This window comes from Sphingomonas sandaracina, assembly GCF_036663695.1.
Classification (GTDB): domain Bacteria; phylum Pseudomonadota; class Alphaproteobacteria; order Sphingomonadales; family Sphingomonadaceae; genus Sphingomonas.
Map to the genome: position 1 here is coordinate 792,465 of NZ_JAXOJK010000002.1, position 12,989 is coordinate 805,453.

Genomic DNA, 12,989 nt, shown 5'->3' on the forward strand with positions numbered 1-12,989 from the left:
CTTTTTTGTGGGTTGCGTGGTGGGGGTGTTTCGCCATACCCACTGCACGAATATTAACGAATGGAGTTACGTTATGGCCCGTGCATGGAGCTTGAAGGCGCGTCCGCAAGGCATGCCGAAGCATACCGACTTCGCCATCATCGATCTCGATCAGTCGACGCTCGGCGCCGGTGAGGTGCGGATCGCGAACCGCTGGCTGTCGGTCGATCCGTATATGCGCGGGCGGATGAACGACGTGAAGAGCTATGTCCCGCCGTTCGCGCTGGGCGAGGCGATGCAGGGCGGCGCTGTCGGCGAAGTGGTCGAGAGCAACGACGACGGCATCAAGGTCGGTGACATGGTGTTGCACATGGCGGGCTGGCGCGACGAGGCGGTGGTTCCGGCCGCGCAGGTGCAGAAACTGCCCGCGCTCGACGTGCCGGCGCAGGCATTCCTGGGTCAGCTCGGCATGCCGGGGATGACGGGGTATTTCGGGCTGCTGCAGGTTGCAGAGGCGAAGGCGGGCGACACGGTGTTCGTGTCGGCGGCGGCAGGTGCGGTCGGATCGACCGTCGTGCAGGTCGCGAAGGCCAAGGGCATGACGGTGATCGGGTCGGCCGGCGGCGCGGAGAAATGCGCGTGGGTAAAGTCGCTCGGCGCGGACGCAGTGATCGACTACAAGGGTGACGTGCCGGTGGTGAAGGCGCTCGGCCAAGCCGCGCCCAAGGGCATCGACGTGTGTTTCGACAATGTCGGCGGCGAGCATCTCGACGCGGCACTCGCCCATGCGAATATGCATGCGCGGTTCGCGGTCTGCGGGATGATCGACGTGTATAACAGCGGTGCGGCGACGCAGCTGAAGTATCTCGCGCGGTTGATCGGTAACCGGATCCAGATCCGCGGGTTCATCGTCAGCGACTACATGAATCGCGCCGAGGAGTTCTACAAGGACATGGGCGGGATGCTGGCGGCGGGGACGCTGAAGCGTCAGGAAACCGTGCACGAGGGGCTGGAAACGATGCCGGATGCGTTTCTTGGGCTGTTCTCGGGCGGGAACACGGGGAAGATGCTCGTCAAGGTTTGAGCTAACCTTCTTCCATTCCTGTACCTACCCCCCCCGGCGGAGGCCGGGGTCCAATTGGAAAGGTCGCAGTAACGGAGCGTAACGCCCGTCATGGGCGGCCCCCAATTGGGCCCCGGCCTTCGCCGGGGGGGAAGGTCTGACCGCTTGGCTGAAATGACGATCAGGTCGATCCGCGGGTCTACAGCCACTTCGCCTGTTTGAACTTCGCATACAGCGCGCAGCAGACGACCGCGATCACGCCCAGCACGACGAAATACCCGTAGTCGGTCTTGAGCTCCGGCATGTTCTCGAAGTTCATGCCGTAGATCCCGGCGATCGCTGTCGGCACCGCGAGGATCGCGGCCCAGGCGGCAAGCTGGCGGGTGATCGCGCCGGTGCGCTGCTGTTCGAGAAGGTTGCTGAATTCGAAGACCGAAGTCAGCACTTCGCGCAGGCCCTCGACCATCGTCTGCACGCGGCGGACATGGTCGAGCACGTCGCTGAAATAGGGTTTCGCCTCGGTATCGATGCACGGCAGGTCGAGGCGGACGATCTTGCCTGCGACTTCGCCCATTGGTCCGAGGATGCGCTGGAATCGGATCATCTCGCGCCTCAGCCCGAAGATGCGGACGATCTCGTCGCGACCTAAGAACGCGTCGATCGTGCGCTGTTCCATTGCCAGCACTTCGTCCTCGATGCTTTCGACAATCGGGAGATAGCCGTCGACGACGTAATCGAGGATCGCGTGGAGGACGTAGTCGACGCCGTTGATCAGCAGAGTGGGCGCGGCTTCGAGCTGTTCGCGGAGCGCCTTGTGTGACCGCGCCGAGCCGTGGCGGACGCTGATGATGTGGCTGTGGCCGACGAAGATCGCGGTTTCGCCGTATGCGATCTTGTCGTCTTCCAACTGCGCGGTGCGGGCGACCACGAACAGCTGGTCGCCGTACACGTCGACCTTGGGCAGCTGGTCCGCCTTGATCGCGTCCTCCACCGCCAGCGGGTGGAGGTTGTACTGCGCCTGCAGCGTCCGCATTTCCTCGGCCGACGGATCGCAGATGCCGATCCAGACGAACTCCGAACGGTCCGCGGGGCAGTCGACCTTTTCGTCGATAGAGACCGCCCGGACGCGCTTGCCATGACGATAGAGATACGCGGCGACGACCGTCATGGAGCCTCAGGGATTATACGAAAGAGCTCGCGCCGGTATCAGAAGGCCGGCAGCACCGCACCCCGATAATGCTGTTCGATGAACGTCTTGGTCGCCGGACTGCGCAGCGCCGCGATCAGTTTTACCACGCGCGGGTCCTTCTCGTTGCCGGGCAGGCCGACGACGAAATTGACGTAGGGGCTGTTCTTGTCCTCGATCGCGAGGGCATCGCGGACCGGGTTGAGCTTCGCGTCGAGCGCGTAGTTGGTGTTGATCAGCGCAAGATCGACCTCGCCGAGCGTGCGGGGTAGGGTGGCGCCCTCCAGCTCCTTGAACTCGAGGTTGCGCGGGTTGGTGGCGATGTCGTTGAGGCTGGCCAGCGGGTTGGTCGGGTTCTTGAGCGTGATCAGCCCGGCCTTTTGCAGCAGCAGCAGCGCGCGGCCGCCGTTGCTCGGCTCGTTTGGAATCGCGACGGTTGCGCCGTTGGGGACCTGTGCGATCGACTTCCACTTGCGCGAATAGGCGCCGAGCGGTTCGACGTGGACGCCGGCGTACGTCACGAGATGCGTGCCGCGCGAGGCGTTGAACTGGTCGAGATACGGCTTGGTCTCGAAATAACTGACGTCGATCTGCTTCTGCTCGACCTGGAGATTGGGCTGGACGTAGTCGTTGAAGACGCGGATCTGGAGGTCGACACCTTCCTTGGCGAGCGTCAGCTTGATCGACTCCAGGATCTCGGCGTGCGGCACGGCGGTCGCGGCGACGGTCAGCGTCTTGCCGTCGTTGGTCTTGGCGCCACCACACGCGGCGAGCGCGAGCAGCGAGAACGAGGCGAGCAAGGTGCGGCGGTTCATGGCGATTCCTAGCGGCGGGTGAAGTGGCGGGCGAGCGCGTCGCCGGCATATTGGATGATCTGGACGAGCACGACCAGCAGCACGACGGTGACGACCATCACGTCGGTCTGGAAGCGCTGATAGCCGAACCGGATCGCGAGATCGCCGAGGCCGCCTGCACCGACGACGCCCGCCATCGCGGTGAACGAGACGAGCGCGACCGCGGTCACGGTGGCGCCTGCGATCAGCCCGGGGAGGGCCTCGGGGATCAGCGCGCCGGTGACGATCTGGCGCGTGGTGGCGCCCATCGCCTGCACCGCCTCGATCGTGGTGCGGTCGACTTCCTTCAGCGATCCCTCGACGAGCCGTGCGTAAAACGGCGCGGCGCCGACGACGAGCGGCGGGATCGCGCCGGCGACGCCTAGCGAGGTGCCGACGAGCATGACGGTGAGCGGGATCATCACGATCAGCAGGATGATGAACGGCACCGAGCGGAGGATGTTGACGACGATGCCGAGCACGACGTTGGCGACGCGGTTTTGGGACAGGCGGCCTTGGCCGGTGAGGTAGAGCAGAACGCCGAGCGGCAAACCGAACGCGATCGTGAGGATCAGCGATCCGCCGAGCATGATCAGCGTGTCGAGGCAGGCTTGGCCGATGTCCGACCAGTCGATGTTGGCAAAGAAGCTCATGCCGCGAGCGCTGCCAGCATGCGCTGCGTCGCAGGGTGGGCGGCGTTGGCGAAGATGTCGGCGACGTCTCCGGTCTCGACGATGCGGCCGCGTTCGAGGACGGCTACCCGTTCGCAGACGTAGCGGACGACGTCCATTTCGTGGGTGATGAGGACGATCGTCAGGCCTAGGTCTCGGTTCAGCTCTCTGAGGAGGGTGAGGACCGAGCGCGTCGTTTCGGGGTCGAGCGCGCTGGTGGCTTCGTCGCAGAGCAGGATGTCGGGATCGGTGGCGAGCGCGCGGGCGATGCCGACGCGCTGCTTTTGGCCGCCGGAGAGTTGGGCGGGGTATTTGGCGGCGTGATCGGCGAGGCCTACGCGGTCGAGCAGTGCGGCGACTTTCGTCTCGCGTTCGGACTTGGCGACACCGGCCAGCACGAGCGGGAACGCGACGTTTGCCGCGACCGTGCGCGACGACAACAGGCCGAAGTTCTGGAAGATCATGCCGATGCGGCGGCGTAGTGCGCGCAGGTCGGCCGCGGGCAACGACGCAACGTCGACTCCATCGACTTCCACGCGGCCCGAAGTCGGGCGTTCGAGCGCGTTGATCAGGCGGATCAGCGTCGACTTGCCCGCGCCGGACTGGCCGATAAAGCCGAATACGCCGCGGGCCGGTATTTCCAGCGATACGCCGTCGAGGGCCGCCGCCTCGCTTGCCGGGTAGGTTTTGATGACGTCGATCAGGCGGATCATGCGGTGCCCATGACCTGCGCGGCGAACCGCTCCATTTCCTCGGCCTGCGGGCTCATCTGGAGCAGCAGCAGGTCGAGACCGGCCGCCTCATACTCAGCGACGCGCTCCTTCAACTGCTCGGGCGTGCCGACCAGATTAGGACGCAGGCCGCGGTTGGAGACGGAATATTCCTGGATCTTCAGCTCGCGTTCGAGCTGCGTGCCCGATAGCCACTGGTCGAAGTTCGCATAGCCGGCGGGGAGTTCGGTGACGCTGGTGATGCGGTCGAGCTCGCGCTTGGCCTCCGCCTCGCTGTCGCGGACGATCGCGTAGGCGGCCATGCCGTATTGCATCGGCGCGCCGCCAGCTGCTTCGCGCCGCGCCGCCATGTCGGCGATCTTCGGTGCAATCGCCTCCGCCGGGTCGCCGTGCATGACGTACGCGTCGCACTGCGCGGCGATCATCGCCTTGGCCTTCTCGCTCTCGCCGCCCGCGTAGACGGTTGGGCGCTTTGCGGGCTTGGGCGCGCAGATCGCCTGTTCGGTGGTGTAGAACTGGCCCGCGAAGTCGAACCGCTCCTGCGTCCACAACCCATCGACGACGGTCAGCCACTCGGCGGTGCGTGCGTAGCGATCGTCGTGCTGGTCGAACTGGAGGCCGTATTGCTTCGCTTCGTCCGCCCACCACGACGACACGACGTTGAGCGCGAGGCGGCCGCCCGAAATGCGGTCGATATTCGCCGCGGCCTTGGCGAACAGCGCGGGGTGGTGGAAGTTCGGGCGGACCGCGACCATCAGTTCGATGCTGTCGGTCACCGCAGCGAGCGCCGCCGCGGTCGACCATGCGTCGAGCGCGGGTTGTTCGATGCCCTTGATATCGTTGAGATTCAGCTCGGCGATCAGCGTCAGGTCATAGCCCCAGCGCTCGGCATTCTGCGTGAGCGCCTTGGTATACGCCCAGCTCGCCTCCATCCCTTCGTCGGGGACATTGCGGAGCCAGCCGCCGAAGACGGGAGTCCAGTAACCATAGCGCATCAGCGGGCCTTCTCGATCTGTTCGATCAGGTAATCGACGAGGCGGTCGTGCGGATCCCAGCCGAGCACATCCAATGGCTTGGCGACGAAGTTCGACAGTGCGTTGATGTCGTAGAAGCGCGCGACGCCGTCGCGGTCGTCGATCATCACCTCGACTCCGCCGACATCGAGATCGACCGCGCGTGCGATCGCTTCGGCGGCGTCCTTCAAGGTCTGTGAGGGCTCGACCGCGGCCATCTTGATGCCCGAGCCGGGGACGACGCAGGCGTCCGCGGGGCAGAGATCGAATGCGCCGCCGCCCGCGACGTCGATCGCGTAAAGGAATTTGCGGTCGAGCGTCTCGATCCGGGTGATCGCGCCGTCGCGGACGGGGACGTATTCCTGGACCAGCAGCACGCCGTCGACACTGCTTGGCAGGTCGCTGTTAGCGACCGCGGTGCGCAGTTCGTCGAGGCTGTCGAAGCGGATGATGCCGGCGCCGGATCCGCCGATGTTCGCTTTGACGACCAGAGGGAAGCGGAGTGTTTGCGCGGCGGGGACGACGTCAGAGGCGCGGTGAATGACGCGGGTCTCGGGGATCGCTAGGCCGAGCGAGGCGATCAGCGACAATTGCCGCGCCTTCGACGCGTCGATCGCGAGGACGTCGGTGCCGTTTACCACGCGCGCACCAGTGCGGCGCCAGTGATCGAGCATCGCCATCGTATCGAAGATCGGATGCTCGTCGTTGCGCAGGAAACTCGACATCGCGATGCGGTTGAAGACGATAGGGGCGGGGGCGCTCTGGTCAGCAGGGTTCCAGAAGCCGTCCGGCATCGTGCACGAGAAGTCGACGCCGCGGCGGTCGAGGGCGGCGAACAGCGGTTCGAACCAGAGCGGGTGCTCGTAGAGAATGGCGAGATCGGTCATCGCTCCCCGGATACGCATTGCGTGCGGGCGTGCAAACCCAAGCAAAACTTTGCCGCGCGCAATATCGTGTCGCGGGGCCGCTGACAGCGAGCGGTGGAGGCGGTAGCGTGGCGGATGATCTCCAGATTCGTCACGCTCGCTCTTGCCGTTCTCGGCGCCGTTTCCGTTTCGGCACAGGAGGCTCCGCTTGCGCCGCCGCCCGCTGCTCCGGCGACCGTCTCGATCGTGATGACGACGAGCGAGGGGCCGATCACGCTGGCGCTGGAGAAGGATCGCGCGCCGCTGACGACCGCGAACTTCCTGCGCTATGTCGATCAGAAGCGGCTCGACGGGGTGACGTTCTACCGCGCGATGAAGCTGGGCGCGAAGGCGGGGCTGATCCAGGGCGGGCCGCAGGGCGAGGTGAAGCGTATCCTGAAACCGGTCCCGCACGAACCGACGAGCCAGACCGGGTTGTCGCATGTCGACGGCACAATCTCGCTCGCGCGGTTTGCGCCGGGTACTGCGACGGCGGACTTTTTCATTACGGTTGGGCCGGTGCTGTCGCTCGATGCGAACCCGGTGGGGGGTGGCGACCCGGCCGGGTTTGCGGCGTTCGGGCATGTCGTGGAGGGGATGGATGTGGTGAAACGCATCCTTGCTGCTCCGACGTCACCGACGGCTGGGGTCGGGGTGATGAAGGGGCAGATGATTGCTGCGCCGGTGAAGATTCTGACGGTGCGGCGGGTTAAGTAACGGCACCTCATTCCACCCCGGCGAAGGCCGGGGCCCAATTGGGGGACGTCGCCAACTGAGCGCTGCGCGTCGCTACTGCGACCTTGCCAATTGGGCCCCGGCCTTCGCCGGGGTGGTGGCTCGTGAGGCGGGCTATCGTCACTCAATGTTGTGTCCCCGCGAAGGCGGGGACCCAGACTGGGCTCCCGCCTTCGCGGGAGAACAAGGTAGCGGGGGGTGTCGCTAGTCATAGTCGACCGAACCCCTCAAGCCGCCGCCAATCAAACCGGCGCCACTCAAGCCGGCGCCATCACCCGGATGATCCCCGCCGCGACCTTGGCCGTCACCGGCGTCTTCGCCAGCACTTCGCCGTCGATCGAGATCGGCAGCGGCGGGATCGTGTTGATCTTGAGGCTCTTCCCCCGAAAATCGCGGACCTTCTCGTGACGAGACTCGAGCCGGAACACGCTGGCGTACCAGTTCTGCACCAGCCGCCGTTTCACATGACCCATGACCGCCTGCACCACGATCTCGCCCGAATCGACCGCCGCCGCGTCGACCAGTTCGGTGCCGCCGTGATACGGCCCGTTCGAGATCCGCACCTCGACGACACGGATCTTCACCGCCGTCGGGCCTTCGCCGACGATCAAGGTGAACGGACGGAAGCGCATGTATTGGTACGTCGCCCACGCCAGATAGCCGACCTTGCCGAAAACCTTCTTCAACCCGTGCGGGACGGTTTCGGCGATCTTGGGGCTGATGCCCATCGCCGCGCAGTTGGCGAAATAATCGCCGTCGATCATGCCGAGATCGATCCGGCGCGGCTTGCCGGTGCGGATCACCTCGACCGCGCCCTCGATGTTCAGCGGGATGCCGAGCGTGCGGGCGAAGCTGTTGGCCGTGCCGAGCGGGAGGACGCCGAGGATCACGTCGTGGCCGACCATCAGGTCGACCAGCCCGCTGACCGTCCCGTCGCCGCCGCCCAGGATCAGCAGGTCCGGCTTCTTCGCCAGCGCCCGCAACACGGTCGCTTCCAGTTCCTTCGGATCGTCGACCGCGTACGCGTCGACCTCGTAAGGTAGCCCCGACATTGCCGCACAGGCGCGCTTGAACAGCTTCTGACCCTTACGCGACTTCGCGTTGACGACGAGCGCGGCAGACGTGATCATATCGTTCGACATAAGGCCCCCAACGCACGGTATGCGGTTTCGCACCCGTAACGCTTCGTCCGTAAAACTTGATCCGTCCGCGTGCATCCCGCAAAGCCCGCAGATGACCGCAAGCTATCCCGCGCTTCGCCTCCGTCGCACCCGCGCCTCCGCCTGGAGCCGCCGCCTCCATGCCGAGACCGTGTTGACTCCCGCCGACCTGATCTGGCCGCTGTTCGTCGTCGAGGGAGCCGGCGTCGAGCAACCGATCGCCAGCCTGCCCGGCGTCTCGCGCTGGTCGGTCGACGGCATCGTCGCGCGCGGCCGCGAAGCGCGCGATCTGGGCATCCCATGCATCGCGCTGTTCCCGTATACGCAGCCCGAGCGCCGCACCGACGACGGTCGCGAGGCGCTGAACCCCGACAATCTGATGTGCCAGGCGATCCGCGCGCTGAAGGACGCGGTGCCCGAGGTTGGCGTGCTGACCGACGTCGCGCTCGATCCGTATACGAGCCACGGGCATGACGGGCTGGTCGATGCGGCCGGCTATGTCGTCAACGACACGACCGCTGAGATGCTCGTCGCGCAGGCGCTGAACCAGGCGAAGGCGGGCGCCGACATCATCGCGCCGTCGGACATGATGGACGGCCGAATCGGGATGATCCGCGACGCGCTGGAGGCGGACTCGCATCACAACGTCCAGATCATGTCCTACGCGGCCAAATATGCGAGCGCGTTCTACGGCCCGTTTCGTGATGCAGTCGGTTCGCGCGGGCTGTTGAAGGGCGACAAGAAGACGTACCAGATGGACAACGCCAACGCCGAGGAAGCCTTGCGTGAAGTGGCGATGGACTTGGCGGAGGGCGCCGACACGGTGATGGTCAAGCCCGGCCTGCCGTATCTCGACATCATCGTCCGCGTACGCCAGGCATTCGAGGTGCCGGTGTTCGCGTATCAGGTGTCGGGCGAGTATGCGATGATCGAGCACGCGGTAGCGGCGGGGGCGGCGGAGCGCGACGTCATGGTGCTGGAGACGCTGATGTCGTTCAAGCGCGCCGGCTGCTCGGGCGTGCTGACGTACCACGCGGCGCATGCGGCCAAATTGCTCGGGTGATGATCGAGACGGCGCGGCTGACCTTGCGCGCCTGGCGCGACGACGATGCCGCCGCACATCATGCGATGTGTGCCGATCCGGCGGTGATGGCGTATCTCGGGCCGGCACCTTCGCTGGCTGATTTCTCCGAGCGAGTTGCGCGCAAACGGAAGTTTCCAAGCCGGCTCGACACTCGATGTTTCGGCGCGTGGCAGTGCCAAACCCGCCCCGTCACCCCGGACTGGTTCCGGGGTCTACGGCACCGCATACTCAGCACTTTCAATTTTGCGGAACCGTGGATGCCGGAACAAGTCCGGCATGACGGGGGAAAGAGGCTGGCTTCATCGTCTCAATCCGAAGCTCGATCAGCGCCAGCGGTTTACGGAGCAGGTGACGGCGATTTCGAGCACCCCAAGCTCGCCGAAGACGACCGTCTCCGCCGCCACATCCTCTACCGGATCGACCGCCCCGCCTATGTCTGACACTGATGCGATCGAAGACCGGCCATTGATGGCGCGCTGGTGCCGGACGATGTTCGTGGCGACGATCCTGACGGGATCGTTCCTGCTGTTCCTCGTCCAGCCGATGGTCGCGCGGATGGCGTTGCCGCGATTGGGTGGCGCGCCGGCGGTGTGGAACTCGGCGATGCTGGTGTATCAGGCGTTGCTGCTCGCGGGCTATGCCTACGCGCATTGGCTCGGGCGGGTGCGGCCGCGTGCGCAGGCGGCGATCCACCTCGGCGTGCTGATCGTCGCGGCACTGTGGTTGCCGATCGGACTGGTCGCGATGGCGCCGTCGGCGGAGGCGCAGCCGGCGCTTTGGGTGCCGTGGCTGCTCGGCCTGTCGATCGGGCCGCTGTTCTTCGCGGTCTCCGCGCAGGCGCCGCTGATCCAGCGCTGGTTCAGCGCGGCTAGCGGCGGCGGCGATCCCTATGCGCTGTACGCGGCCTCCAACCTCGGCAGTTTCGCCGGGCTGATCGCTTATCCGTTGCTGGTCGAGCCATTGATGGCGGTGCACGGCCAAAGCCTGTTGTGGAGCGGCGGCTATCTGCTGCTGATCGTGCTGGTGCTCGCCTGCGCCACGCGCCTGCCGAAGACCGCGGCGGTCGATCACGTCGTCGCGACCAGCGCGCCGCCGGGCGCACGCAAGATCCTGCACTGGATCGCACTGGCGCTGGTGCCGTCGGGCATGATGCTGGCGACCTCGACCTATATCTCGACCGATATCGTTGCGATGCCGCTGCTGTGGGTCATCCCGCTCGGGCTGTACCTGCTGAGCTTCAGCGTGGCGTTCGCGAACGATCGCTGGCTCGCCGACCTGCTGACGCGGATCGCGCCGATCACCATCTTGCTGTTCGGCGGCATCATCATGAGCGGTGGCTATACCGAGCGGCCGTTCTTCAGCGCCGGCATCGCGCTGGTGCTGTTGTTCATGATCTCGGTCGCGTTGCATACGGCGCTGTACCGCAAGCGGCCTGCGCCCGATCGGCTGACCGGCTTCTACCTGGCGATGTCGGCGGGCGGTGCGCTCGGCGGGGTGTTCGCCGCGCTGGTCGCGCCGGTGGTGTTCGACTGGACCTATGAATATCCGTTGCTGATCCTCGCGGCCGGCGTGCTCGTGCCGCAGACCTATCTGATCGCGCAGTTCCGTAATATCTGGATGGGACGGCAGTCGACCAAATGGCTCGCGCTGGCGGCGATCACGCTCGCGTTGCTGGTGCTGGCTGGTCTGCGGATCAGCGATGCCGACGGGCTATTCGGCGAGAACCGGCAGGGTCTCGATTTCCTGGTCATCGCGGCGATCGGCTTCGCGACGATCGGCGCGCGGTTGCCGTACATGATCGTGCTGGTTGGCGCGCTCGTCGTGTTCGGCGGCTATCGTTCGCTTGCGCTGTCGATCGAACCGGGCGCGCGCGTCCGCAGCTATTTCGGCGTCTATACCGTGCGTGACGAGCCGGGGCCCAATGGCGGCACGCGCGAACTCGATCACGGGACGACCGTGCACGGCATCCAGCTACGCGGCTCGCCGGCCCGCGAACGCACGCCGACGACCTATTATTCCGTTGGTTCGGGGGTGGGGCAGGCGATGCTCGCCGCGCCTGCATTGTACGGGCCGCACGCGCGGATCGGCGTCGTCGGGTTGGGGACGGGGACGCTGTCCTGCTATGCCAAGCCCGGCGAGCGCTGGCGGTTCTACGAGATCGATCCGTCCGTCGTCAGGATCGCGCGCGACACCGGCCAGTTCACCTATCTGTCGAAATGTCTGCCCAACCCCGATATCCGGATGGGCGACGCGCGGATCGCGCTGGCGCATGACGCATCGGACAGCCTCGACCTGTTGGCGCTCGACGCGTTCTCGTCCGATTCGGTGCCGATGCATCTCATGACGCGCGAGGCGTTTGCGACCTATGGCCGGGTGCTCGCGCGGGATGGCCTGCTGCTGGTGCATATCTCGAACCGCTTCATCGATCTCGAGCCGGTGGTCGCCGCGGCGGCGCGCGAAGGCGGCTGGAACGCGGTCATCCTGCGCTATCGCCCGTCGAGCCTGTTGGTCGATCGTGCGTCCGCCTCGGACTGGGTCGCGCTGACCCGCGATCCGCGGCCGATCGCCGCGATTCGGGCCGGCGATCCGGGTTGGGCCCCGCTGAGGCCGCGCAAGGGGTTCACCGGCTGGACCGACGATTATTCGACGATCCTGCCGCTGCTCAAGGGGTACTGAGGGCGCGGTGCGGTGTGGCTCAGGCGGCGGGAAGGCTGGCCTGGATACGCGCGATCGTCGCGCCTTGCCGGTCGGCTTCCGCCTGTGCCTTGTCGCGGATCGCCGCCAGCGCCGGATAGTCGGGCTGCAGCTTGGCCGCGCGATCGGTCGCGCGCGCTTCGATGTCGGTGACGAGCGAGGAACTCTGCGCGCGCCAGTCGTCCAGTCCGGCAAGCGCCGTCTGCGCAGCGATCCACGGCTCGCTTCCCACGGCCGCGCCGCGCGCGGTCGGCGCCAATGCGTCCGCCCTCGCCGCATCGCGCGCGAAGCCGGTGGCGATCGCGTCGAGCTTGCCGGACAGCGTCGCGATTTCTGCATCAAGTGCTGGGTCGAGTGCCGCCACCGCGGCCTTCACCTCGGGTTCGGCAAAGCCCAGCTTCTCGATCGGACGGATGCCGAGCGACGGATAGCTGGTCGTGTCCCCGCTGCATGCGCCCGTTGCCAGGAGGCCAGCCAGCGATACCAGACCCAGCGATACCAGACGGAGCGATGCAGCGTGTTTCATGCCCGTCGCTCTATGCCGCTGCGTGCCGCGACACAACTTTATCGCGCTACGCCCTTGCACGCTCGAAAATGCCTGCTATCAGCGCCCCTCCAGTGCACCCATAGCTCAGCTGGATAGAGCATCAGACTACGAATCTGAGGGTCGGGCGTTCGAATCGCTCTGGGTGCACCAGGATTTTCCGCTTCACGGCGGGCTTGCCGGACCGGACACGGTGTGGCGATGCACCCATAGCTCAGCTGGATAGAGCATCAGACTACGAATCTGAGGGTCGGGCGTTCGAATCGCTCTGGGTGCACCATTTTCCTGTTTCTATTTGCTTGTTGAAAGACGCTGTTGTTCGCGACATCGGCGGTGCGCGTCGTTGCGGACATCGACGGCAATGGCATGAGCCGTCCCGATGACCGAAATG

13 protein-coding genes and 2 tRNA genes are annotated in these 12,989 nt (G+C 65.8%); 7 read left to right on the forward strand and 8 right to left on the reverse strand.

Annotated elements, in window-relative coordinates:
- Positions 1-73: 73 nt before the first annotated feature.
- On the forward strand, positions 74-1,063 hold the full coding sequence (locus U1707_RS08940) for an NADP-dependent oxidoreductase (protein ID WP_332799715.1): 990 nt from the start codon (positions 74-76) through the stop codon (positions 1,061-1,063).
- A gap of 178 nt (positions 1,064-1,241) precedes the next feature.
- On the opposite strand, the gene U1707_RS08945 is transcribed toward U1707_RS08940, so the two are convergent.
- The 6 genes from U1707_RS08945 to U1707_RS08970 are packed head-to-tail and all read right to left on the reverse strand — an operon-like array spanning position 1,242 to position 6,381.
- The gene (locus U1707_RS08945) at positions 1,242-2,210 is read right to left on the reverse strand and encodes a magnesium and cobalt transport protein CorA (RefSeq protein WP_332799716.1); all 969 of its coding nucleotides are present in this window, start codon (positions 2,208-2,210) and stop codon (positions 1,242-1,244) included.
- Positions 2,211-2,248: 38 nt separating this feature from the next.
- Positions 2,249-3,043 (reverse strand): MetQ/NlpA family ABC transporter substrate-binding protein, encoded by a 795-nt coding sequence (locus tag U1707_RS08950; RefSeq protein ID WP_332799717.1) that lies wholly within the window; start codon positions 3,041-3,043, stop codon positions 2,249-2,251.
- Between the two features lie 8 nt (positions 3,044-3,051).
- On the reverse strand, positions 3,052-3,714 hold the full coding sequence (locus U1707_RS08955; RefSeq protein ID WP_332799718.1) for a methionine ABC transporter permease: 663 nt from the start codon (positions 3,712-3,714) through the stop codon (positions 3,052-3,054).
- Entirely contained in the window at positions 3,711-4,445 is a 735-nt protein-coding gene (locus U1707_RS08960; RefSeq protein WP_332799719.1) for a methionine ABC transporter ATP-binding protein, read from the reverse strand. Before U1707_RS08960 ends, U1707_RS08955 begins: the two co-directional genes overlap by 4 nt.
- Complete coding sequence (locus tag U1707_RS08965; protein WP_192145103.1) at positions 4,442-5,458, reverse strand: LLM class flavin-dependent oxidoreductase; 1,017 nt, start codon at positions 5,456-5,458, stop codon at positions 4,442-4,444. The genes U1707_RS08960 and U1707_RS08965 overlap by 4 nt, the downstream gene beginning before the upstream one ends.
- A complete protein-coding gene (locus tag U1707_RS08970) occupies positions 5,458-6,381 on the reverse strand; it encodes an ATP-grasp domain-containing protein (protein ID WP_332799720.1) in 924 nt (307 codons plus the stop codon). Before U1707_RS08970 ends, U1707_RS08965 begins: the two co-directional genes overlap by 1 nt.
- 96 nt (positions 6,382-6,477) lie before the next feature.
- Here U1707_RS08970 and U1707_RS08975 point away from each other — a divergent pair, with 96 nt between their 5' ends.
- A complete protein-coding gene (locus tag U1707_RS08975; RefSeq protein WP_332799721.1) occupies positions 6,478-7,098 on the forward strand; it encodes a peptidylprolyl isomerase in 621 nt (206 codons plus the stop codon).
- A gap of 275 nt (positions 7,099-7,373) precedes the next feature.
- On the opposite strand, the gene U1707_RS08980 is transcribed toward U1707_RS08975, so the two are convergent.
- Positions 7,374-8,258, reverse strand: a complete 885-nt coding sequence (locus tag U1707_RS08980; RefSeq protein ID WP_332799722.1) for a diacylglycerol/lipid kinase family protein — start codon at positions 8,256-8,258, stop codon at positions 7,374-7,376.
- 91 nt (positions 8,259-8,349) lie between these two features.
- Here U1707_RS08980 and hemB point away from each other — a divergent pair, with 91 nt between their 5' ends.
- Genes hemB through U1707_RS08995 form a run of 3 tightly spaced genes read left to right on the forward strand, consistent with a single transcriptional unit; the run spans position 8,350 to position 12,036 of the window.
- Positions 8,350-9,339, forward strand: a complete 990-nt coding sequence (gene hemB / locus U1707_RS08985) for a porphobilinogen synthase (RefSeq protein WP_332799723.1) — start codon at positions 8,350-8,352, stop codon at positions 9,337-9,339.
- Positions 9,339-9,800 (forward strand): GNAT family N-acetyltransferase, encoded by a 462-nt coding sequence (locus tag U1707_RS08990; protein ID WP_332799724.1) that lies wholly within the window; start codon positions 9,339-9,341, stop codon positions 9,798-9,800. Before hemB ends, U1707_RS08990 begins: the two co-directional genes overlap by 1 nt.
- Positions 9,793-12,036: a fused MFS/spermidine synthase gene (locus U1707_RS08995; protein WP_332799725.1), complete on the forward strand. Its 2,244-nt coding sequence runs from the start codon at positions 9,793-9,795 to the stop codon at positions 12,034-12,036. The genes U1707_RS08990 and U1707_RS08995 overlap by 8 nt, the downstream gene beginning before the upstream one ends.
- Positions 12,037-12,055: 19 nt before the next feature.
- On the opposite strand, the gene U1707_RS09000 is transcribed toward U1707_RS08995, so the two are convergent.
- Positions 12,056-12,580, reverse strand: coding sequence for a hypothetical protein (locus U1707_RS09000; protein WP_332799726.1), 525 nt, complete (start codon positions 12,578-12,580; stop codon positions 12,056-12,058).
- A 94-nt stretch (positions 12,581-12,674) separates the two neighbouring features.
- On the opposite strand from U1707_RS09000, the gene U1707_RS09005 reads away from it, so the two are divergent.
- Together U1707_RS09005 and U1707_RS09010 are read left to right on the forward strand one after the other, a co-directional pair.
- Positions 12,675-12,751, forward strand: a tRNA-Arg gene (locus U1707_RS09005).
- A 50-nt stretch (positions 12,752-12,801) separates the two neighbouring features.
- Positions 12,802-12,878: transfer RNA gene (locus U1707_RS09010), tRNA-Arg, on the forward strand.
- The last annotated feature ends 111 nt before the right edge of the window (positions 12,879-12,989 follow it).

Excerpts from the sequence above, each read along its gene's own strand:
- U1707_RS08940 (WP_332799715.1), top strand. The coding sequence starts at position 74 with ATGGCCCGTGCATGGAGCTTGAAGGCGCGTCCGCAAGGCATGCCGAAG.
- U1707_RS08945 (WP_332799716.1), bottom strand. The coding sequence starts at position 2,210 with ATGACGGTCGTCGCCGCGTATCTCTATCGTCATGGCAAGCGCGTCCGG.
- U1707_RS08950 (WP_332799717.1), bottom strand. The coding sequence starts at position 3,043 with ATGAACCGCCGCACCTTGCTCGCCTCGTTCTCGCTGCTCGCGCTCGCC.
- U1707_RS08955 (WP_332799718.1), bottom strand. The coding sequence starts at position 3,714 with ATGAGCTTCTTTGCCAACATCGACTGGTCGGACATCGGCCAAGCCTGC.
- U1707_RS08960 (WP_332799719.1), bottom strand. The coding sequence starts at position 4,445 with ATGATCCGCCTGATCGACGTCATCAAAACCTACCCGGCAAGCGAGGCG.
- U1707_RS08965 (WP_192145103.1), bottom strand. The coding sequence starts at position 5,458 with ATGCGCTATGGTTACTGGACTCCCGTCTTCGGCGGCTGGCTCCGCAAT.
- U1707_RS08970 (WP_332799720.1), bottom strand. The coding sequence starts at position 6,381 with ATGCGTATCCGGGGAGCGATGACCGATCTCGCCATTCTCTACGAGCAC.
- U1707_RS08975 (WP_332799721.1), top strand. The coding sequence starts at position 6,478 with ATGATCTCCAGATTCGTCACGCTCGCTCTTGCCGTTCTCGGCGCCGTT.
- U1707_RS08980 (WP_332799722.1), bottom strand. The coding sequence starts at position 8,258 with ATGTCGAACGATATGATCACGTCTGCCGCGCTCGTCGTCAACGCGAAG.
- hemB (WP_332799723.1), top strand. The coding sequence starts at position 8,350 with ATGACCGCAAGCTATCCCGCGCTTCGCCTCCGTCGCACCCGCGCCTCC.
- U1707_RS08990 (WP_332799724.1), top strand. The coding sequence starts at position 9,339 with ATGATCGAGACGGCGCGGCTGACCTTGCGCGCCTGGCGCGACGACGAT.
- U1707_RS08995 (WP_332799725.1), top strand. The coding sequence starts at position 9,793 with ATGTCTGACACTGATGCGATCGAAGACCGGCCATTGATGGCGCGCTGG.
- U1707_RS09000 (WP_332799726.1), bottom strand. The coding sequence starts at position 12,580 with ATGAAACACGCTGCATCGCTCCGTCTGGTATCGCTGGGTCTGGTATCG.